At 64.5% G+C, this 21090-nt stretch carries 20 protein-coding genes and 1 tRNA gene; 13 read left to right on the forward strand and 8 right to left on the reverse strand.

The window, feature by feature from the left end; translation table 11 throughout:
* Window positions 1-31: 31 nt before the first annotated feature.
* The gene (locus D4765_RS03365; RefSeq protein ID WP_136640808.1) at window positions 32-934 is read right to left on the reverse strand and encodes a diacylglycerol/lipid kinase family protein; all 903 of its coding nucleotides are present in this window, start codon (window positions 932-934) and stop codon (window positions 32-34) included.
* 120 nt (window positions 935-1054) lie between these two features.
* Between D4765_RS03365 and D4765_RS03370 the strand changes: the two genes are divergently transcribed.
* From D4765_RS03370 to D4765_RS03375, 3 genes are all read left to right on the forward strand, one after another.
* Window positions 1055-1693: an MBL fold metallo-hydrolase gene (locus D4765_RS03370; RefSeq protein WP_136640809.1), complete on the forward strand. Its 639-nt coding sequence runs from the start codon at window positions 1055-1057 to the stop codon at window positions 1691-1693.
* 8 nt (window positions 1694-1701) lie between these two features.
* A complete protein-coding gene (locus D4765_RS19105; protein WP_161580341.1) occupies window positions 1702-2034 on the forward strand; it encodes a DUF4190 domain-containing protein in 333 nt (110 codons plus the stop codon).
* Window positions 2035-2111: 77 nt separating this feature from the next.
* The gene (locus tag D4765_RS03375; RefSeq protein ID WP_161580342.1) at window positions 2112-2963 is read left to right on the forward strand and encodes an META domain-containing protein; all 852 of its coding nucleotides are present in this window, start codon (window positions 2112-2114) and stop codon (window positions 2961-2963) included.
* A gap of 12 nt (window positions 2964-2975) precedes the next feature.
* Here the strand turns inward: D4765_RS03375 and D4765_RS03380 are convergent, their stop codons facing one another.
* Window positions 2976-3971: an NAD-dependent epimerase/dehydratase family protein gene (locus D4765_RS03380; protein WP_136640811.1), complete on the reverse strand. Its 996-nt coding sequence runs from the start codon at window positions 3969-3971 to the stop codon at window positions 2976-2978.
* A gap of 186 nt (window positions 3972-4157) precedes the next feature.
* On the opposite strand from D4765_RS03380, the gene D4765_RS19595 reads away from it, so the two are divergent.
* Window positions 4158-4802, forward strand: a complete 645-nt coding sequence (locus D4765_RS19595; protein ID WP_237280227.1) for an aggregation-promoting factor C-terminal-like domain-containing protein — start codon at window positions 4158-4160, stop codon at window positions 4800-4802.
* A 34-nt stretch (window positions 4803-4836) separates the two neighbouring features.
* Here D4765_RS19595 and D4765_RS03390 read toward each other — a convergent pair whose 3' ends face one another.
* From D4765_RS03390 to D4765_RS03400, 3 genes are read right to left on the reverse strand one after another with little or no spacing between them, the layout of a single operon-like run.
* Window positions 4837-6264, reverse strand: coding sequence for a glycosyltransferase (locus tag D4765_RS03390; RefSeq protein ID WP_237280228.1), 1428 nt, complete (start codon window positions 6262-6264; stop codon window positions 4837-4839).
* A complete protein-coding gene (locus D4765_RS03395) occupies window positions 6261-7484 on the reverse strand; it encodes a glycosyltransferase family protein (RefSeq protein ID WP_136640812.1) in 1224 nt (407 codons plus the stop codon). The genes D4765_RS03390 and D4765_RS03395 overlap by 4 nt, the downstream gene beginning before the upstream one ends.
* Window positions 7481-8455, reverse strand: a complete 975-nt coding sequence (locus tag D4765_RS03400; protein WP_161580343.1) for a WcbI family polysaccharide biosynthesis putative acetyltransferase — start codon at window positions 8453-8455, stop codon at window positions 7481-7483. Before D4765_RS03400 ends, D4765_RS03395 begins: the two co-directional genes overlap by 4 nt.
* 144 nt (window positions 8456-8599) lie before the next feature.
* Between D4765_RS03400 and D4765_RS03405 the strand changes: the two genes are divergently transcribed.
* From D4765_RS03405 to D4765_RS03425, 5 genes are all read left to right on the forward strand, one after another.
* Window positions 8600-9787 (forward strand): hypothetical protein, encoded by a 1188-nt coding sequence (locus D4765_RS03405; protein WP_136640813.1) that lies wholly within the window; start codon window positions 8600-8602, stop codon window positions 9785-9787.
* On the forward strand, window positions 9784-10992 hold the full coding sequence (locus D4765_RS03410; protein ID WP_136640814.1) for a glycosyltransferase: 1209 nt from the start codon (window positions 9784-9786) through the stop codon (window positions 10990-10992). Before D4765_RS03405 ends, D4765_RS03410 begins: the two co-directional genes overlap by 4 nt.
* 26 nt (window positions 10993-11018) lie before the next feature.
* Window positions 11019-12170, forward strand: a complete 1152-nt coding sequence (locus tag D4765_RS03415) for a glycosyltransferase (RefSeq protein ID WP_237280229.1) — start codon at window positions 11019-11021, stop codon at window positions 12168-12170.
* A 41-nt stretch (window positions 12171-12211) separates the two neighbouring features.
* The gene (locus D4765_RS03420; RefSeq protein ID WP_237280230.1) at window positions 12212-13084 is read left to right on the forward strand and encodes a glycosyltransferase family 2 protein; all 873 of its coding nucleotides are present in this window, start codon (window positions 12212-12214) and stop codon (window positions 13082-13084) included.
* Between the two features lie 39 nt (window positions 13085-13123).
* Window positions 13124-13195, forward strand: a tRNA-Gln gene (locus D4765_RS03425).
* Between the two features lie 121 nt (window positions 13196-13316).
* On the opposite strand, the gene D4765_RS03430 is transcribed toward D4765_RS03425, so the two are convergent.
* The gene (locus D4765_RS03430) at window positions 13317-14246 is read right to left on the reverse strand and encodes a tyrosine-type recombinase/integrase (protein ID WP_161580344.1); all 930 of its coding nucleotides are present in this window, start codon (window positions 14244-14246) and stop codon (window positions 13317-13319) included.
* A 248-nt stretch (window positions 14247-14494) separates the two neighbouring features.
* Window positions 14495-14698, reverse strand: coding sequence for a helix-turn-helix transcriptional regulator (locus D4765_RS20095; protein WP_136640816.1), 204 nt, complete (start codon window positions 14696-14698; stop codon window positions 14495-14497).
* Window positions 14699-16983: 2285 nt separating this feature from the next.
* Between D4765_RS20095 and D4765_RS03440 the strand changes: the two genes are divergently transcribed.
* The 4 genes from D4765_RS03440 to D4765_RS03455 all read left to right on the forward strand — a co-directional run bounded on the left by D4765_RS03440 (window position 16984) and on the right by D4765_RS03455 (window position 20020).
* On the forward strand, window positions 16984-17322 hold the full coding sequence (locus D4765_RS03440; protein WP_136640817.1) for a hypothetical protein: 339 nt from the start codon (window positions 16984-16986) through the stop codon (window positions 17320-17322).
* Window positions 17319-17750, forward strand: coding sequence for a hypothetical protein (locus D4765_RS03445; protein WP_136640818.1), 432 nt, complete (start codon window positions 17319-17321; stop codon window positions 17748-17750). Before D4765_RS03440 ends, D4765_RS03445 begins: the two co-directional genes overlap by 4 nt.
* Window positions 17751-17860: 110 nt before the next feature.
* Window positions 17861-18334, forward strand: a complete 474-nt coding sequence (locus D4765_RS03450; RefSeq protein WP_136640819.1) for a hypothetical protein — start codon at window positions 17861-17863, stop codon at window positions 18332-18334.
* Window positions 18335-18640: 306 nt separating this feature from the next.
* Window positions 18641-20020: a hypothetical protein gene (locus D4765_RS03455; RefSeq protein ID WP_136640820.1), complete on the forward strand. Its 1380-nt coding sequence runs from the start codon at window positions 18641-18643 to the stop codon at window positions 20018-20020.
* Between the two features lie 89 nt (window positions 20021-20109).
* Here D4765_RS03455 and D4765_RS03460 read toward each other — a convergent pair whose 3' ends face one another.
* Window positions 20110-20928 (reverse strand): PIN-like domain-containing protein, encoded by an 819-nt coding sequence (locus D4765_RS03460; protein WP_161580345.1) that lies wholly within the window; start codon window positions 20926-20928, stop codon window positions 20110-20112.
* Between the last annotated feature and the right edge of the window lie 162 nt (window positions 20929-21090).

A 21090-nucleotide genomic window follows, 5' to 3' on the forward strand; every position in this document is an offset into this window, starting at 1 on the left:
CTGGTCCGCAGCTGCGGCGACGGCTGCTGAGTTACGCCAGAACCTGTAGCGCCCCGGGCACCACGGTGACGGTGACGGGCAGAGGGCCCACCCGCTCGCCGTCGGCATAGGCCACGATGTCGCGGGCGTCGATGCTCACCTCGCGCACCTGCGTCAGGGTGACGATGGGCAGGCCAGAGTGGGTGCCTTTGAAGACCTTCGGAAAGATACGCAGAAACGTCAGGCGTTTCACGGGCGCGACGATGAAGAGGTCGAGAACGCCGTCGTCGAGCAGGGCGGCGGGGGCGATGAGCATGCCGCCGCCGATCGAACGGTTGTTGGCCACGGCGAGCAGTACCGAGGAGACCGTGCGCGGCTCGCCGTCGACCACGAGCGAATATGTTCGCGCTCGTAAGCCCAGCAGCTCGATGAGCAGGGCGATTGTGTAGCGGGAGGCTCCGCGCGGGCGCCGCATGAGGTTCGCGCGCTCGTTCACGAGGGCGTCGAAGCCGGCCGAGAGGGCGCAGGCGAACCAGAGGCTGCCGCCCTGGTGGGTGAGGCGGCCGAGGTCGATGGTGCGGGGCCCGCGCGCGAGAGCGGCGCGGAGGTGCGCGATGGCGGCCGCGAGATCGAACGGAATGCCGAGCCCGAGGGCAGCGTCGTTGCCCGTGCCGGTGGGAACGATGCCGAGCGGCACGCCCGACTCGGCGAGCAGGTTGACGCCGAGGCTAACCATTCCGTCTCCCCCGACCACGATGAGGGCATCCGGATGCCCGGCGAGCGCCGCCCGCGCCTCGGCCTTCAGCGTGTCGAAGTCGGCGGCCCGCAGTTCGTCGACGTGATGGCCGTCGGCCCGCAGCGCTTGCACCACCTGCTCGCCCGCAGCCGAGGTACGCCCGAACGAGGCCGTCGGGTTGATGGCGACGACCAGCCGTCGCGGCGGAGTAGCCGTCACCCCCCTGATTATTCACCAAGCAGGGCCAGCCGTTCGCTCACAGGCCACTCTGTTCGCGGGTTCTGCACAGATTGGCCGAACCGATTTGCTGCCGGGGTCGGGCAGGTATTAGCTGAGAGCATGAAACTCATGAAGCGCGAACACGCCACCCTCATTCTCGAGAAGTCGGGAAAGAAGCTCATCGTCGACCCGGGTTCGTTCACCGAGCCGCTGCCCGACGCGTCGGAGGCGGTCGCCATCGTGCTGACCCACGCGCACGCCGACCATTGGACTCCCGAGCACCTGAGCAGCATTCTCGCGGCGTCTCCCGGCATTCCCATCTACGCGCCAGAGGGTGTGGCAGAGGCCGCCAGCGACTTCGACGTCACGGTGGTGAAGGCGGGCGACGAGATCGTTGTCGAACCGTTCACGCTGAAGTTCTTCGGCGAGAAGCACGCGGTCATCCACTCGTCGATTCCCGTGATCGACAATGTGGGCGTGCTGGTCGACGACACGCTGTACTACCCGGGCGACTCGTTCACGGTTCCCGAGGGGGTCGAGGTCGACGTTCTCGCCGTGCCGGTGGGGGCTCCGTGGCTGAAGATCGGCGAGGTCATCGACTACGTTCTCGAGGTGAAGCCCAAGCGCAGCTTCGCCACGCACGAAATGGTGTTGTCGTCGGCCGGCACGTCGATGGGCCGCGACCGCATCAAATGGGCGACCGAGCAGGGCGGCGGTGAGTCGTTCGTGCTCGCGCCGGGCGACTCGATCGAGCTGTAGTCAGCGCTGTGAGCAACACCGTCGGCGCGATCGCCGTCTTCGTGCTGTGCCTGGCGATATTGGCGCCGTTGTTTCGGCTCGGGCTCGGGCAGGTAGGGCGAGCCAGGGCGGCGACCGACGACGATGTGAGCTCGAACTTCCTGGGCGGGGTGGCGTTCGTTTTCGCCTTTCTGGCGTCGCCGCTCGGCATACTCTTCTCGCACCTGTCGCTGCGGCAGATCGCGCGAGCGGGCGCATCCGGGGCCGGCCTCGCGGTCGCCGCATTCTTCATCGCCTATGCGCTCACAGTGATTCAGCTCTCACTGCTGCTCTGGGGTTCACTCACAGGCTACTTTCACTGACGCCGCTGTCAACCACAAGCGCGCACGCAGGTCGGGCCGCTATCGTGAAGTGTTATCACGCGAAATCGGAGAAGTCTGTGTCGACGCTACGAGTATTCGCGCTGGCCGTGCTGGGCGCTCTGGCCCTGGCACTGACAGCGTGCTCTGCCCCCGCGGTTCCGACCCCGGATGCCCCGCAGTTCACCCCCACGGCGGCGACCACGTTCGCGGGCGGCACCTGGGTGGTCTCGGCGACCTACAAGTCGCCCGACCAGCCCTTTCTCACGTTCGCCACCGACGGCACGTGGACGGGTTCTGACGGCTGCAACACGGCCGCGGGTACCTGGGTCATGGATTCGAACGGGGGGCTCACCACCACCTCTGGGCCGCAGACGCGCATCTACTGTGACGGCGCGCAGCTTCCGCTCAACCTCGTCGACGCGGCGTCGGCCAAGTTCGACGGCGCCACGCTCACGCTGGTGGGCCACGACGGCAGCGACCTCGTGAAACTCGAGAGGCGCACGGCGGCCGAGATTCCGGCGGCCGGCGGAACCGACGTGGTGGTTGGCCTCTGGACCAAAACCGAACCGGGCCGCAGCCGCCTGCTGCAGCTGAAGATGTTCGACGACGGAACCGTGGTGGGCAACGACGGCTGCAACGACTTCACCAGCACGTGGCGGTTCGCCGAAGACGGTTCGGTGTCGTTCGGCAAGCTCGTCAGTACGACGCGCACCTGCGAGGGTGTCGTCACGTGGCTGAGTGGGGCGTCGACGGCGGTGCTCGACGGCACCACCATGGTGATCCGCTCGCAGTACGCCGCGCAGCTCGGCACTCTGACCTACCACGGCACGGTCGCGTCACCGGCGCCCGGCACCTCGACCGCAGTGGGCGGCGCGAGCGGGTCGACAGCCACCCCGGCGCCGACAGCCACGACTACTCCGACCCCGTAGGTCGGCTCGAGTTCAGGCCCCGGCCGGTGCAACCCGCGCGATGAGGGCATCGACCCGGGCATCCAGTGCCGGGTCGTTCTGCCGACGCGACCCATCGGCATCGAACCACTCGACGATCTGCCTGGCGCCCTGCCAGAACGGAACCGTCGCCACCCAGCCGGGTACGAGCGCCTTCACCTTGCTGTTGTCGAAGATCACCGAATGCGCCTTGTCGCCGACGAGGCCCGGGCCCCACTCAGGAAAGTCGGCGGCGATGGTGTCGGAGGCCACGTGCACGAGTGTGGGCAGCGCACCGGCGGCGCGGCCGAGGGTGCGGTAGATCTCGTTCCAGGTCAGAACCTCGTCAGAGGTGATGTGCACCGTCTCGCCGACAGCGGCGGGATGACCCAGCAGCCCCACAAAGGCGCGGGCGAAGTCGGTGTGATGCGTGAGGGTCCAGAGACTGGTGCCGTCGCCGTGCACAAGCACGGGCGTCCCGCGCCGCATGCGCTCGATGGTGGGCCAGCCGCCCTCGAGGGGAACGCTCGACTCGTCGTAAGTGTGCGATGGTCGAACGATTGTTGCCGGGAAACCTGACGAACGGTAAGCCGCCACCAACAGGTCTTCGCAGGCGATCTTGTCGCGGGCGTACTGCGAGTACGGGTTTCGTAGCGGCGTCGATTCGGTGATGGGCAGCCGCGACAGCGGTTTCTGGTACGCCGACGCCGAGCTGATGAACACGTACTGCCCGCAGTTGCCGCCGAACACGTCGATGTCGGCCGCCACCTGCTCTGGCACGAAGGCGCGAAAGTTGACGACCACGTCGAATTCGCGGCCCTGCAGTGCGGCGGCGATGGATGCCCGGTCGCGGGCGTCTGCCCGAACAGACTCTGCCCCGGCGATGGCTGGTCGCCCGCTGCTCACCCCTCTGTTCAGCAGCGTCAGGTCGATTCCGCGCTCAACCGCGAGCCTGCTGCATGCCGCGCTGATCGTGCCGTTTCCACCGATGAAGAGCGCCGAGAGTGCCATTTCACCAGCGTAGCCCGAGGCCAACTTCGGCGACAGCTTGCCTCTGGCGCGAATGATCAGTAGGTTTTCAGGTTGAAGGTGCATTATCGATGGTCACGTTTTTATAACATGTGACCGAGAGAAACGGACTACCGGATGGGTTTGCAGAACGGAACAGCGCGTCGTCGTCTCATGCAGGGATTTGCAGTGATTGCAGCCCTGGGTCTGGCGGGAACCGTCGCTCTCCCCCTTGCAAACGCCGCAAGTCTCGATTCGGTACCCGTTCAGAAGTCCATGGCCGAGGGCCAGGTCTTCGCCGGAACACCCGCGGGGGCCATCGTCGCCCAGCGTGACGAGTACACGGCAACCGACCCGGCCGTCATCATTGCCCAGCGCGCAGCTGCCGCCGCTGCGGCTGCGGCCGCCGCGAAGGCTGCCGAGGCTGCGAAGACGGCCGCCCAGGCTGCCGCGAGCGCCGCCGCGAGCAGCTCGAGCTCGTCGAGCTCGAGCTCGTCGAGCTACACCGTGCCGGCCGCCGCCGTGCCCGACCCCGGGTCAGCACAGGCCATCGGCTTGGCGCAGGTCACCGCGCGCGGCTGGGGTTCTGACCAATACTCGTGCCTCGTCTCCCTGTGGAACCGTGAATCGGGCTGGCGCGTCAATGCCTACAACGCCGGTTCGGGTGCACAAGGCATTCCGCAGGCACTCCCCGGCAGCAAGATGGCCAGCGCCGGCGCCGACTGGGCGACCAACCCCGCCACCCAGATCACCTGGGGCCTGAACTACATCTCCGGCGTCTACGGCACCCCGTGTGGCGCGTGGGCGCACAGCGAGAACTCGGGCTGGTACTGATCCGGTCGGTCGTCTGACTGGGCGGCTGGGCGAGTTACGGGCGTAGTTCTTCGGGCTCCCACCCACCGAAGTACGCCGCAAGGCTCGGCTCCCCTGAAATGATGCGAGCCCGGATGCTCGTGCTCTCGCGCGCGAACAGATCGGTTCTGCCCCACCGGCCTTCTCGCCGGGCCGCGCGTTGCAGTGTGATGAGCGCGACAGGCTGAGGCGAGTCGCTCTCAGAGACATGCTCTAAGACAGGCCCTGCGACACGCTCTGAAACACCCGCCACCTCTCCCGCCACCTCGGAGACAGTGAGACTCAGCGATCCGAGCTGCTTCGTCGTGACCCGCAGCACGCTGGCGCGAAGTTCGTCGGCGTCGAACCGCACGGGCAACGGCAGCTCGACGACGAGTTGGGCAGGAGAAGGGCGAGACAGTGGTGTCGGGAGAAGGCTGATACGGGCATCCGGAGCCAACGAGTCGAAGAACTCGGCGGGAACAGCGACCGTAGCCAACGGCAATGCCGTCAGCAGCGAGTCGACGGCGATGAGGAGGGCGGCGAGCGAGTCTGCAGCCGCGATGCGAACCTCGACGGCCGGAGCCTGGGCGCCGAGACGCAGGGCGAAGGGCACCGCGCCGGTGACCGGGATGCGGGTGGCCAGGCTGAGCGTCTCGAGGTTCTTGGCGCGCTGACGCTCGTCGAGGTCTGCGGTGCGCGCCACCCACTCGGGGCCGTCGTGCCAGGCGATCGCGTCGGGAACATGCGCGAACAGGGCCCCCTCAGACCAGGCTCGGTGCGCCCACTCCCAGTCTTCGCCGCCGTACGAGGTGAACGACTCGTCGAATCCGCCGACCGTGGTGAAGAGAGAGCGGCTGCAGCAGACGACGGCTCCGATGACGAAGCGGTACGAACGGTCATCCGAGTTCAGCAGGTTCGCCGAGCGCACGTACTCGTCGATGAGCCAGGCCGGCGCGGGCAGCTCGCGGGCGGGCGCGACCTCTTCGACCGGAGCCCCTGGCGGCAGACCCGTGAAATCGGCGTGACGGCGGGCGCCGACCGTCACCACGTCGGGCGCGAGGCCCGGCAGCCGGGTGATGGCGCGTAGGTAGTCGGGCTCGGGAGCGGTGTCGGCGTCAAGAAAGCAGAGCACGTCTCCGGTGGCGGATGCCGCACCGAGGTTACGCGCAGCCGACGCCCGAAATCCCGCGTCGGCCTGGCAGAGCAACAGCACGCCCTCGGGCACGCTCGGCGGCTCGGGCGACCCGTCGTCGACCACGATGATCTGGGTGCGGTCGGCGGGGTGCGTCTGGCGCGCGAGGGCGGCGAGGGTTCGGTCGAGCTCGTTCTGCTGGCGGTAGTGCACGACCACGACGCTCACCGTCGGCGCGGTGGCGGGCCAGACGCCCTCGAGGAGGTTCCAGGCATTGCCTGGTAGGGCAATGGGGGCGTGCGCGGTCTCGGCGGCGGGCTCGGAGCTCACGCGACCCTCCCCCACCAGTCGATGTACTGCGCCGCCACGTCGGCCAGGTCGGGTGCTGTTCGGGTGCCCGGCGCCAGCCACGTCGACTCCGGATGCTCGATCGCGAACCCGATCGCCTCGCTGAGTTCTGCGGGCTCGAACAGCGTCACGGTGCCGGGGCGGAGCTCCGCCATCTCGGCCGAGTAGCGGCTTGCGAGCACCAAGGGGCGGCGCCCCGCAGCGATCCACGTGTTGATCGAGGCCGACGCCGACAAGTGTTGGTGCGCGGCCACTGGCACTGCCGCCGCCCGGCACCGCGCGAGCAGTTCGTCGTCGTCGAGGTACCCCGTGGCGCCGAAGGTGACGCCGAGGGTCGCTGCTTCCGCGACGGCCGCCTCGAGTTCGGCTTCGTGCCCGGCTGAGGCGGCTCCGAGAGCGACGACTGCCGGCGCGGTGGCACAAGGCGCGGCCGCGGCTGGCGCGACGGCACGAGGCGCGGTCGCGGCTGGTGCGATGGCGGCTGGCGCGACGGGCCCCGGCACGGCCGCCTCCGGCACGTCGTCGTGAGTCGCGAGGCGGGCGTTCAGCTCCACCACTGCCCGCACGACCTCGGCGTGGCCCTTGCCGGGATAGAAATAGCCGAGCAGCGCCACCTCCGGCCGCAGAACCGAGGGCTCGGCGGCTGCAGCTCCAAGCCGAGCGCCGAACACGGGCAGCGGAATCACCTCCACCGCGCGCCGAAGCCGCGGCCGGCAGAATTCCTCGAGCAGCAGCGCCTCGTGCCGGCTGTTGCACACCACGCCGACCGCCGCCTGCGCCACGAGCCGGTACGCCCGCGAGCGCCGCACCAGGTTTCGTGCCCCGTCAGACGGCTGCGGAAGATCGTGCAACGTCACCGTGACCCGCGTGCTGCGCGCGAGCTGCTGAACGAATTCGGCAGCCAGTTCGGGCGTCGTGCCGAACAGTCGGTCAGTGAACTGCAGGTGCAGGCTCGGGATGCCCGGGGCGGCGCCGAGCAGATTCCGGAGGTCGTTCGAGACCAGCCCGCGCGGGGCCGACGCGGTACCGAGCGTCTCGCATTCGGCGGCCAGTGCACGGGCGTAGAACGCCACCGCGTGCTGCGGAGGGCCGACGATGAGCTGCCAGCCCCGGGCATCCGGAGCCAGCGGCAACGACGACAGGGGCGTTGGCAGTGGCGCGGGAACAGGAACGGGAACAGGAACAGGAACACGCGCGCTCACGGCAGCAACCCGAGGGTCGCGAGGGTGTGGGCGTGCCGGGTGAGGCCCGCGTCGATGATGCCCGGGTTGGCGGCGTACCAGTCGAGGTGGGCGAGGCGCACGGCGGTGGCGGAGACGGGGGTGCCGGAGACGATCCAGTCGGGGCGGGGGTCATCGTCGAGGTCGAAGGCGGCGATGACGGCAGCCTCGCGGGGGGCGTGCACGGCGTCGAGCAGGGGGCGTCCTGGGTCGACGTCGTGCTCGGCGAGGCCGAGTCGGTGGCGCACGCGGCGGGCTGCCGCGCTCCAGACGGCATTTCCGGGGTGGTTGATGGTGCGCATCAGGTCGAAAGTGGGGCGGGCGAACAGGTCGGAGACGACCACGGTGTCGTGGTGGGTCTCGCGCCGCTCGAGCTCGGCCACCGAGTCGGCCGCGACCTGTCGGATGCGTTCGACGAGGTCGCGGGTGGGTGCGGCGGGCTCGGCCGGCTCGGCGAAGTCGGCGGGTTCGGGCACGACCGAACCGTCACCCCGCCGCCGGTGCAGGCGGCGCAGCCGGTGCGCCTCGACCAGCGTGCGCAGGTCGTGGTACGGCACCACCGGCGGCACCGCGCCCGGATCGGCGGGCGGCCGCACGATGGCCTGAAACGGGTAGAGCCCTGCGAACCGGATGACCGGCATACGCACCACGCGAGCGCCACCGGGCAGCGCAGCCGTCAGCTGCCGGGTGCCGAGGGGCAGGTCGTGGTAGTCGTCGCGCACGGGCTGGGTGATGAGCAGAGTGGTGCGGGCGAGCATCCGTTCGAGAAAAGGCAGGTCTGCGGCGACGAGTTCGAACACCGGCGGAACCCGCACCGTCTGAACGTCGGGCCCCTCGAGCATGATGCGCAGCGACTCGGCCTGGCAGTTGCCGAAGACCATGGCCAGCGGGCCGCGGTCGTCAACCGGCTTGAGCTCGTAGAACTCCCCGTAGTGCGCCCGCCGCGAATGCATTTGCGCCCTTCTGCTAGTCGAAATCTGCCAATAGTCAACCCTCGATTCGGGTTCGTTCGCACAGTCTATGTTGGAGATATTCAGCGGTTGTGCGTCGCACCCGCGTCTCTTCTCCCTGCCTCCTTTCGAAGGAATACCGCTGCAATGACCGTCGAATCCGTGCCCAAAACGTCGCCCGTGCGCGTCGCCGCGGTTCCGGCGGGGCACTCCTACGTGCAGAACATCGTCGACCGCGAGGCGGCCTGGCCTGCCGACGGCGTGACAGTTCTCGCCGACCCCGTGCGTGCGTCGGCTCCAGCCGGCCAGTGGTGGCCGCCGGTCATGCTCGATCCGCGCTGGGTCGCCGAGAACGCCCACCGATTCGACCTCATGCACGTGCACTTCGGAACCGAGTCGTTCACCGTGAGCGAGCTGCAGGCGGTTCTGGATGCCCTCCGAACCGCCCAGCGACCCGTGGTGTTCACCGTGCACGATCTCACCAACCCGCAGCTCATCGACCAGGCTCCGCACCTCGCGCAGCTCGACCTTCTGATCGGTGCCGCCGACGAGGTGGTGACGCTGACGCCGGGCGCCGCGGCCGAGGTGCGCGCGCGGTGGGGCCGGGAGGCGACGGTGATCGCGCATCCGCGGATGCGGGGCGCCGGGCATGTCGTAGCTGCTGGTGCGGGAGCAGGGTCGTCGCACCTCGCGGTCGGCATGCACCTGCGCGACCTGCGCCCGAACATCGACGCGGCGCGAGCGGTCGCGACGCTGATCGGTGCCGCCGCGATGCTGCGCGCCGACAGGTTCGGTGTCGACGTGACGGTGGAGATCAACGAGAAGGTTCGCGACGAGAAGCTGCGCGAGGAACTGCGGGCGATGACCGCCGGGGTGGCGGGGCTGGTGCTGAGCGAGCATCCACGGCTCACCGACGTCGAGTTGGAGAGCGCCCTCGCGTCGACCGACATCGAGGTGCTGCCCTACGGCCACGGAACCCACTCGGGCTGGCTCGAACTCTGCTGGGATCTGGGGGTGTCGGTGGCGGCTCCGGCCGTGGGGTTCTACGGCGAGCAGCACACCGAGCCCGGAGCGGTGGCGACATTCACGCCCGGGTCGGTGGGGTCGCTGGCGGCGGCGCTTCGGCTGCTCGCCGAAGCCCGGCAGGCCGCGGTGGCCCGACAGACCGAGGTGGCCGGGCAGACCGCGGATTCCCTGCAGCCCACGGAGGCGCAGGGCGACCCGGCGAGCGCACTGCGTGCCGAGCGAGCAGCCCTCCGGCGCGAACAGCAGAGCCAGATTCACACAGCCCATCTCGCGGTGTACCGACGCGCGCTCGCCGGTGCCGCCCGATGAGCGCAGCCCACCTGAACATCGTCGTGATCGCGCCGCTGCGCTACCCCATCACCGAACCGCACGCGGGCGGCCTCGAGTCGTCGATCTGGCACCAGGTGAACCAGCTGCGCCAGCGTGGGCACCGGGTGACACTGTGCGCAGTAGAGGGTTCGGATTTCATGCAGCTGAGTCCGCCCGAATTCGTCATGCCGCCCGTGGTGTGGGCGCCGGGCGAGCTGCCCAACGACGTGGACTACCCCGCGGGCTACCTCGACACCGCCCTGCCCTCGCTCGAACGGGCGCTCGCGTTCATCGCCGCGCATCCGGGCCGCTTCGATCTGGTGCACAACCACAGCCTGCACGGCACTCCCCTGGCCTGGGCCGGGCGACTGGGGGTGCCGATGGTCTCCACGCTGCACACGCCCGTGCTGCCGGGCCTCGTGGCCGGCCACGCGCTGAGCGACGGCCCCGGCAGTCGGTTCGTCGCCGTGAGCTCGCACACATCGGCCGAATGGATGCCCGCCGGAATCGTCTCAGACGTACTGCCGAACGCGGTCGACTCTGAGCTCTGGCCGGCCGGCGAGGGCGGTTCTGACCTGGTGTGGTTCGGGCGCATCGTCGTGGAGAAGGGTGCGCACCTGGCCATCGACGCGGCCCAGCTCCTCGGGCGCCGCATCGTGCTCGCCGGGCGCGTGGGCGACCCCGAATACTTCGAGAACGAGATTCGGCCCCGCCTGGGAACTGAGGCGGTGTACGTGGGTGAGCTGCGCCAGCCCGAGCTGGCCGCACTGGTCGGCCAGAGCGCCTGCGCCCTGGTCACGCCCGTGTGGCAGGAGCCGTTCGGGCTCATCATCGCCGAGACGCTGATGACCGGAACCCCGGTGGCGTGCTTCGAGACGGGCGGGGTGGCGGAGGTGGTGGCCGGCATGAGGGGAGCAGGGTTGGTGCCCGTCGGGGATGTGCCCTCGCTCGCGGTGGTGGCTGACGAGCTGATCGGGTCTGAGCTGCAGAGGCGGGGCATCCGGAGCCTGGTTCGAGCCGAGGCTATTGCGAAATATTCGTTGGCCGCGCGAGTGCTCGAACTCGAGGAGTTGTACGAACAGTTGGTCATGGAGTGGGCAGCCGTGGGGCCGGTCGCAGCTGCGAATGCAACGCCGTTGGCGAAAGCGCAGTGGGCTGCCGCCGGTACTGAGTTCGAAGCGGCGATCGCCGAGCGCGCGCTGTGAACCGGCGGCCGCTGGTGGGGTGGTACGTGCACCATCACGGCGCCGGGCATCGAACCAGGTTCGAGGCGATCAGGCGGCACCTCGACGCCGACGTGATGGTGTTTTCGACGCTGGAGGCTCCTGCGGTGATGGCCACGGGCACCGAGTGGGTGCGGCTCGACCGCGACGACCGTGTCGAGCGAACCGAGACCGGCGAGCTGCTCGACCCCGCCGCGCCAGACGCCGATGCGAGCGTTGGCGGACTGCTGCACTGGGCCCCGCTCGGGCACAGCGGGCACGCATCGCGGCTCGGGATGATCGCGGCGGCGCTCGCGTCACACCGGTTCGACGCGTTCGTGGTCGACGTGTCGGTCGAGGTGACGCTGCTGGTGCGGCTGTTCGGTGTGGCGACGGTGGTGATGACGCAGCCAGGCGAGCGGGTCGACCAGCCGCATCAGCTCGCGTTCGCTGCTGCGACGCGCATTGTGGCGCCGTGGCCGTCAGCGCTCATGCTGCCGCGGGCGCTTGAGGAGTTTCGGGAGAAGACGCGGTTCGTGGGGGGCATCAGCCGGTTCGATGGGCGGCTGGCGGCGGGGCAGGGTGTGGTGTGGGCGGGCAGCGACGGCGACAGCAGCAGCGATGGCGGCAGCGATGGCAGCAGCGAGAAGCGGGACGACCGGGGCGGGCTGTTTTCGGTGCTGGTGCTGGGCGGCGGAGGCGGTTCGGCGGTGGGGCGAGCGGAGGTACGGGCTGCTGAAGAGGCGACGCCCGGGGTGCGGTGGCGTGTGCTGGGTGTGGGCGCCGGCGAGTGGTGCGACGATCCGTTCGAGCTGATGTGTGACGCCGATGTGGTGGTGTCGTGGGCGGGGCAGAACGCCGTTGCCGATCTGGCTGCGGCCCGGGCGCGGGCTGTGGTGCTGCCGCAGGAGCGTCCGTTCGGGGAGCAGAATGCCACGGCTGGGGCGCTCGAGGCCGCCGGGCTCGCGGTGGTGGTGCGGCAATGGCCGGAGCCGGCCGAATGGCCCGCGCTGCTCCGGGAAGCGGCCGAGCTGACACCCGACTGGGGCAGCTGGCTCACGGCGGGCGCGGCGGCGCGGGCCGCAGCGGTTGTGGCTGAGGTGGCGGGTAGCACCGAACGCCAGAACGGCCGGGTGGCGGGCGATACGAGTGCGGTGGCCTCAGGGAGTGGGGCGCAGTGACGGGCGCGGGTGCGACAGGTGGGCACGATCCACTTGTGGGCGTGGTGACGCTCTTTTCGGCGGCGAGGCTGGGGCACGCGCTGAACCAGATGGCGGCGCTGAGAGGCAGCGGCGTGCGGCACGTGGGAGTGTGGCTCGATGAGGCGGAGGCGCCGACGATTGAGGGGGTGACGGGCATCCATGTGCCCCCAGGTGCAGCGGGAATGCGACTCGCGGCCGGCCGAAATGCGGGTGCGAGGGCCGCCATCGATGCGGGTGCCGAGCTGCTCGTGTTTCTTGACGCCGACTGTCTGCCCGGGCCGGAGCTGTTGCGCTTGTACGGCGCGGCCGCGGCACAGCTCCCGGGGGCGGTGCTCTGCGGGCCGGTGACCTATCTAGCCGAAGGCTTTCAGGGGCAGACGCCTGACGAACTCGCGGTGGCGACTGCGCCGCACCCTGCTCGCCCGAATCCGGCCGCGGGCGAGTGTGTTGTGGCGCCGGCCGGGCAGCATGCGCTGTTCTGGTCGCTCTCGTTCGCCGTGACGCCGGCAACGTGGATGCTCAGCGGAGGCTTCTCAGAACTCTACGAAGGCTACGGAGCAGAAGACACCGACTTCGCCGCACGCCTCGGCCCGGCGGGGCTCGACCTGGTGTGGGTGGGAGGGGCGCACGCGTACCACCAGTACCACCCCACATCGACTCCGCCGTGGCAGCACCTCGACGACATTCTGCGAAACGCCGGCATTTTTTGGCAGCGGTGGGGGTGGTGGCCGATGCAGGGGTGGCTTGACGCGTTCGCTGCGGCCGGGGCGATTGAGCTGGTCGACGGGGTGTGGCGGCGGGTGGTCGAAGACGCTTCGGATGCGCCGGAGTCGTCGGAGTCGTCAGCGGCAGGAACCCGACAAGGGCTCGGTTTGGGCATCGGGCCAACGTAGGCTAAAGTCAATACTCGGCCCGCACTTCGGTTTGGGCATTGGGGTATGGTGTAATTGGCAACACGGAAGATTCTGATTCTTTTGTTCTTGGTTCGAGTCCAGGTACCCCAGCTTCAAAGCCACGGAATTCCGGGGCTTTTTTCGTTGAATATCGTTGTCGGTCGACGGCTAGTGGAACGCACTTGACGAACACTTGCCAAATCGTTGATTCTCGGTTGACGGCTCGGCGCCCCTACTGTTGGTCGTAGCCGTTCAAAACTTGGCTGATATCAATCGCAGCAGCCGAGTTATCAAGGTAGATCCGCCGGGTTATCGCATCGCTTGAGTGACCTAGGGCGGAGGTTGCTTCGGACACCCCGAGGGTGAGGGCGATCAGCGTTCCTGATGTCTTCCTAAGCGAATGGGACGTTACCCACGACAGGTCTGTGCCCCGCACGATAGCCCTGAGATGCTTCAGCAGATTCTTCTGCTGAAATGGCTTACCGGTCCTTGGAGTTTCCCAAAGCAGTCCAGATCGGCTCGCCAATGATCGGGCGCGAAGAATTTCAGCGAATCCACCCCCAACAATGACTGTGCGGCTTTTCCCGCTCTTCGGCGAATCCTGCCGAACTGCGCCGAGGTTTTTGTCGTAGATGATTGTGCCGGTGATTCTTACTTCAGCTCTTCCATTGGCCATAGGGGTGACGTCTATGACACGAAGTGCAAGCACTTCCGAAATCCTCATTGCGCCGCCCAGAACTAAGTCGAGCGCGTCTCGAAGAGCAGTCGACGGCTTGGGACCACGAACATGCTCACCGGTCCGGTACTCGGCGACGAGCGTTCTGAGGTTCGAGAGTTCTAACGGGGTGAGGGCTCTGGCTGCCTTCCCTGAACTCGGTAGGCGGATGTCGGCCACGACCACCGGGTTCGACTGGCAGGCATTGTCCGACACTGCGAGACGAAACATTGCACGCAGCACCACGCGGCAGTTTCGGGCTTCCGAGAGGTGCCCAGTGTCTACAAGTCGGATGATCAGGTTCTCGATCATCCGAGGTGTCATCTCGCCGACCGACACGTCCTTGAATGCTCGAAGGATTGCACCGCGGGCACTCTGAATGTATCTATTTTTGGTTTGGGCTTTGAGGCGACGACTCGGTGCAATTGAGTCCACGTAGATATCCACGAGATCGTGAACTTTCGTCCTTGAGGTTATGAGGGAGGTGCCGCTGCGACTCGACCGGTCTCCTAGCTTCGTGATCAAAGCATTCTGGGCCAGGGTCTCAGTTCGCCCGGACGCAGTGACGGGACGGTTCACCCCGTCGCTGTCTCGGAAATAAGCTCGGGCAATTACACGCCTGCTTGTACCTTTTCCTTCGATTGAGAAAGCAATTCGCCCGTAGGTACCGATGGGAGTGGCGGGTCGCCCCATGATCAGCATTCCTCGCGCAAGGAGGCAGCCCAGGCGACCACTTCCGAGGACTGGAATCGGACGCTCCGACCAATACGCGTCGCCCGGGGAAGATCGCCAGTACTTCGACGTTTCTCGACGGTTCTAGTTGAAACGGCTAGGTATGCTGCGACGTCCTTTATCGTCCAGAGGGCACTGGCGCTCTCAGCTGCGGGAACTCTTTTCAACTCATCTTCTCCTTTGGAATTGAGTCCGGGGTGGCGCCGGACATTTCAATTCGTAGAAGTTGAACACGAGCTGACGGGGCCGCTTTAGAGCTGAACTTTTGTGCGGAAACCACAAACCTGTCTGACGAGGGTGTAGGGGCGACACTGGTCGAACGAGGCGCGGCCCGCTGCCCTAGCGCGGCTTGACTGTCACGCTGAAACGAAGAGGGCCCCGATTCCGGGTTGCGAAATCAGGGCCGCACGATTCGAGAGAGCAAAGTAGCTGGATACTTTTATCGCCCCTACTCTTCTTATTCTACTCGTCACCTAGCCCAGCTATCGATATAAAGGCACCCTGATCAGGGGAAAAGTTTTTCAAGCAATGTTTCGTATTCTCAAAAGTTGTCTCGAACGCCTGCGAGAATTAGTTATACGACGATCGAAGCGCGACAGGAAGCTGGAAACTCCCATCGCAGTGCTGAAGGCGTCGGAATCGATTCGAGATCGAGGGATCTCCTGCAAAGCCACGAATTCCGGTTCGTCCTCTCCGTCACTGCTCCACGGTGCCGCGAGTTGATCACGCTTCTGTTGGCCCTATCTTTGGTCGCGCCGCTTTTCTGATTGTCAGGCGAAAAACGATCAATTGCCGGATAAATGAGCTCCAAGCCGGCCCGGAGCCACAGCCCGTCTCGATGTATGGCCATGCCCGAGATGAGTTCATACGAGCAACGTTCCGATTTTTCGGCGCGCTACTCAACGTGCCCATCAAACGGTTTGGGGTGCTGGTCCGAGGTGATGTTCCGGGGAAGGGGGCCTGCAAGACCAGATATCTATCCATCCAGCTTCAGCGATTGAGATCAACTAAGGGTCAGCGCAGACCAATCCCTACTTCTTGTTCCCGCCGGTATGAGTTCCATTCAACGAGTCCAGTACATTGCTTTCCGGTTCGGGCCAGGCCAATATCCGGCGAGGCACCCTAGTCCTCGCAATTGATGCCCACTCCGGGACTCCGCCCGCCCCCGCACCGGACACTGCAAATGTCTGTCGGCCCGCCATTGCTACCGCATACTCCATGAACGGCTTACATTCATCTGGTACTTCCAATCCTGGGCCGTAGTCGGCTCGGTCCCGGCAGCCCACTCGCTCACCTTTCGCCCCTCGAATGAAGTCCACAAGTTCAAACCGGCCACTGTTCAGGCGCAATTCCGCATAACGAGTAGAAGTCGAACTGTACTGAGCCCGCAGCTTTGGAGTGATACCAGCCTGATACCGGTGATACAAATCTCGCGGCTTGAGGACCGTTCCAGAATCAGTCGTCGCAAATGTGGCTGACAGGTCCGCATATTCGACTTCATCCGGGTCTAGAGCAGATCTGCACTCGCTGACCAGCTGAGCAACCGAGGGCACCATGCCTGGTTCGATTGATACGATCTTCGACGCTCCCGGAAAGTGGTCTAGGATCTGCAATTCCGCTTTCTTCGATATTGACTGGTCGGCTGCGATAATTACCCAGTGGTGAATTAGCCAAATGAAGCCAGTTCCTGAAACGAGTAATTCAACGTGGCGTGACCTGATCTGACCGGCGACACCGAACGTTCGACCAAACCTCGGTACCGATCGGAGAGCCTCATCCCACACAGCGCTGAGTCCGGCATTCTCTTTACCGGTGTACGTGAGCCTCGTGAGCAATAGGCCGCGTTCGAGACCGAGCCAGCTCTTCATGATGCGCTTCGCTCGAAACGACAACGTTCTCGCCTGGACAAGACTGCACCCGAATGGATCCCCCGGCCTACAGCTGGACGAGTTGCACATCAGCCGGTAATCGATGATTGATTCCAATGGGACCTGCCCCCTCGTGACTGGGTCGCTGCTGTTCGGATATCTTCCGTGGCTGCACAACCGGTGGCCGTAGAGCGGACCGCTAACCCACTGCTCAAGTAGCCTCTGTTTGGATTCCTCAGCCTCAGAAGTGAACAGCCATTCACTCACATTCAGGTCGATGTGTCGAAGCATTCCGTTTACGTTCGCATTCTGGGTGTTTTTAAGTGTTAGAGAAACTATTTGTTAGCAAAACACGGCAAACGGCTCAGGATTGGAAACCAGCAAAAGGAGTTGAAGTATCTTTCGGCCGTCCTGCTTCACCAGCTCGAACGTTCAACGAGAGACTTCCGCGCATTGGAGAGGTCTCGAAGGACACCGCGTGGCAGAGCGTTCGAGCTCCGTACTACGGAACACTTTATGATGATGATTTCTAGACTTTCGGCACGAATAAGAAGCGGTATTGAAACAGCTACAGAATTGTGGGCATGACAAAACCTGAAGATTCATCTTTCCTTCCTGCCCCTCACATTCGGGAGCTCATCAGAACTCTTGAGCTACTTAGCTTTGAAGTGCAGAGCCACGAGATCTCGACGCTTCGTGCCCTATACAAAGCCAGAACTGCGGTCGATGCGGCTTTGGCGTCTGAGGTAGGTGCCCGCCGCAAGAACGTCAGCGCGTTTCTATCAAATGGGAGACTCCGAACAAACGCCTTCGGTGACGCGTCATGGAAAAGAATTGGTGAAGAACTCGGTTTGTCCGAGACCGGAGCCAAAAAGAAGTACAGCCAATTCGCCACCCGTTCCAAGAACGGGGCGAAGAAGTGACCGCACTCACGTCCCACCACAATTTGTTCGCCGATATCGTCAGCATCGACATCGAGCCAAACGCATTTCATCGACCGCTCGCTGGCCTACATAGTTCTGTCTTTGCTGCTTACGGGCGGGAACTGTTCATCAGACAATTCGGCAATGCTGAGGACAAAGAGCTTCACCAGACCTGGAAGAGCCCGTTCATAGCGGACCGTTGCACCTTCGCGCAACTTGTTAACCGCGAGGATCGCCGGCCTTACGAGTCCATCGTTAGTAGGGAGTATCGAAACAGGTTAGTCGTAGGAGGTAAGAACATAGACCGGCGAATTGTCGGGGAGGCCCTGTACGGGCAGGGATACGAACGCATGCGTCGGCAGGTAGATCGTGGGTTCATCATCGAAATATTCGAGAACAAAGCACTGCGCGAAGCTTCCGCCTCATAATCAGCTCGCCTCGATAGTCGAAGCTACACTCGCGAGACGCTTAGCGTATCGCCCCCAGCAACGGCCGCTCTTGTGGCCAACCTATTCCCCAACCTGAAAAGGAGAGGCTAATGTCTCGAAAGACACGCAAGCCCGCAGTCCTCGACATGGACCACTCGTTCGAAAACGACCTGTTCGCCGATGTCGATTTGCCACCAACTGTAGCTCCCCCAGAAGAGTCGCAAATGCCGCTCGGAGGGGTGCATCCCGATGTCATTAACGCCAGCGGCACGACAACTGGGCCCGGCATGAACTGGTCGAAGGTGACCCTCGGGCTCTGGGGTATTGGATCTACCCACAACAACACGAGTTGGAAATTTCGATTGCAGCAGGCGGTGACCTTGAGTGACATCAAGCAACGATCGCCTCTTACCGGTACGGTCTCCATCGTGAGCCGCGAGGTCGGCGGAGTCGAGCTTACCGGTGCTGGCAGCCTGGATCGGCTGGAGGTCGTCCAGATCCTGGAGAATCAGGGGTACGTGTTCACCGAGGAGTTCGTCACCGATACGCAGCACGTGGAACGGTTTGAGCTTCGGGAGGAGTGAACGTAGTCGGCGCAACGCGCGAGCGTTACTCGATGATCTCCGCGCGCCCCGCATCGTCGCGGATCGGGGTCAGTAGAGTCCGTTCAGCGCGAGATACGACGAGAGTACGAACGAAGAGTCTGATCGCTCAGAATCGCTTTGAGCGCTTTCGGTCGGTTCCACCAATCCGTGACATGGGCGGCCGCAGTTTGGAGCTTAGACGACGGTTGCCCGCGTGCAACTTATCGCGTTGACGCCCGAACGACCGCGGCCACTCGATGGCGCTACCGGCATCGGCGCTTGGACGAGATGCTCTAGATTTCTTAGATGCTCTCGCCTTACATGCTGATCTGGGCCGCTTGTTTGTCGGCCAGCACTGTCATGTGGGCAATTGAAGTTTTTATCGCATCGTGGATGCCTCGTAAGCGAACCCGCGCGGCCGTGCTCGTGCTGCTGGTAGCGGCGACAGTCACGGCCACGTTCATCGCCTTCATTGCGACGCAGATTTCGTACGCGTCATCGCCCTGGGACGTGACGTACAGTTTCGTGACGCTCCCCGCGTGGATGCCGAACCTGTCACCTTGGGCCGCCGGAGTGACGGCGATTGTTGCTCTGGCCGTAGTCATGTATCTGAAGCGCGAGTGGCTGGTGAAGGGAAGCTGGAGACCAGCCCTCAAGACAGGCGTCACAATGTGCGCGATCCTTATTGCTGGCGCTGGCGGTGTGGCTCTTTTTGCGCGAACTGTTGGAGACGCTTCCGCCTCGTATCGCACCCCGCCGCAGTTGTTTGCGTTTGCTAACCAGGATGTTACGAGCTTGGACGTTGACTTGGTCGCAGACAACAAAGGCACCAGCGTCGCGTTCCTCGACACGGGATACCACGTCGATGTGCATCTCACCGGGATCCCAGGCTCCCGTGCCCAGTTCCTTCTAGTTGGGGAAGGCTACTTTGCTACAAGCCCCTTCAGCTCGTCCACTGCGATCGAGGTTCCTCCATCGCCTTCGCTTTGGGGCAGCTCCAGTGGAAACGATTGCAATTTATCCGGTGTCGGTGAGTCAGACGCGTTCACGTACATCGCCGGAGACCGCCATCTCTTGGGCAGCGTCGTCTTCGATGGCTCAGGCAACGCCGCGGCCTCTGTCCAGTTCGGTTCGCATGTTGCCACCTTCAATTACGCGGGCGATGTCAGTCAGGTACACCTTCCCGAATTGCATCTGTCGGAACTGGGAGGGGACTCGACCACCTGCTTTATTGCAGCAGCGCCTTATAGTGGCGTATGGAAATCGCCCGCTACATATACGGGTTCAGTTAGTCTGGCGAACCCTGACCTCCTGCCGGGGAACGTGTTGGAACAGGTTGGAGACCCCACGCCAGCGGACTCGTCAAATACTGGCCCAACCATTCTCGGATCGAAGGATCTAACTTTCGCGCTAAAGGCGACCGCACCGGAGGCGACTAACCGGAGCGGGTACGAAATATTGCCTTTCTATGTGATTTCTGGCCCCGAAGTGGAGACGTTCAAAAACACCCTGAGTTTCGTTTCAGCACTGCTTCTCGGAGTAGCGCTGGCAGCGTTAGTCGAACTTCTACGATCGTGGCCCGCTCCTCCACGGCCTCCCCGCTCTGCGCCCCGCGGCTCCCGACCCCGTCGGCCTCGACCGAGTGAGGTGACACTGGTGCGTCGCCGTAGAAGAACAAGGTCATGATTTCGATCGATCAGGAACACTTTGACTTTGAAGCTACAACCTCGACATCACAACAGCGGAGACGAAACGGTCGCAGATGTCCCCGCAGCCTAGCGTTGTTCGTGCTCGCCTTCGGCTTCGTGCTCATCTTCGTCCGAGTCGCTGTCACCGGGATCGCCGTTCGCGTCTTCAGTCGGGGCTTCCGAATCGGATGCATCTGCGAGGGTAAACGAGGCGATGTCTGGCTGTGCCTTGATAATCGACGACACTATGTGTTCGGCCTGCTTATCCATGCCGCTTCTCGCCCAGAGCCCCGCGGAGACGATCTTTCCGATTTCGGTGGCGGCTGGCACGTCGAACGTGAACGTCGATGCGCGTGCTGCAGCTGAGCCGATACCGGTTAGGTCACCTACGTTGATCGGAGTGTTCGCGATCAGCTTGGTCCAGTCCACATTTAGCAAGGGAATGACGAAACTCATGCCTTTTAGCTCGGACACTGCTGCGCTAACTTGCCTGGGTTCGATGCCCAGATCTAGTCGACCCGAAGCCTCCTCCACAAACCTCGAAGAGCGGTAGAAATGGACCTCTTGGCCAGTCTCTTCCCGGAACTCCGCGAGGAGGGCAGGGAGCGCACCTATCGTGTTGCCGGCCACCCTCAGCCACCAGTCATCCTTGAGATCATCGGTCACGAACATCACGTCAACTGCATTTTCTTTTGCGTGATCCATGATCTGGGACCAGACGAAGAAATCTCCTGACGCGCCGGCCTCGCCCTTGTTTGCGTCTTTGAAACCAGGCGGAATCTTCTTGCCCAGTCGCTCCGCCGCGAGCTTCATTTTCTGAGTAGTCGCTTCGGTCTCGTAAGCGGGGCCAATTCGCCCCCCAAACCAGGACTCTATGGACGTTAGGTGAGGGTCATCGAACCTCATTTTGTGTCCGAGCTCCGCAAGAGCGGTTTGCTGCTTGAGTATCCGCTCTTGTGGGCACCGCTTTTGATGCGGGTGAGCACCGTTGTTCAGGTGCTTGGTTTGCGTCGTTCAGCACCATGATCGGTGTGGTTGAGCACCACCTGTGAAGCTCCTCCCACCATG

Origin of the sequence: Subtercola vilae (genome assembly GCF_004923255.1) — a bacterium.
GTDB classification, from domain to species: Bacteria; Actinomycetota; Actinomycetes; order Actinomycetales; family Microbacteriaceae; genus Subtercola; species Subtercola vilae.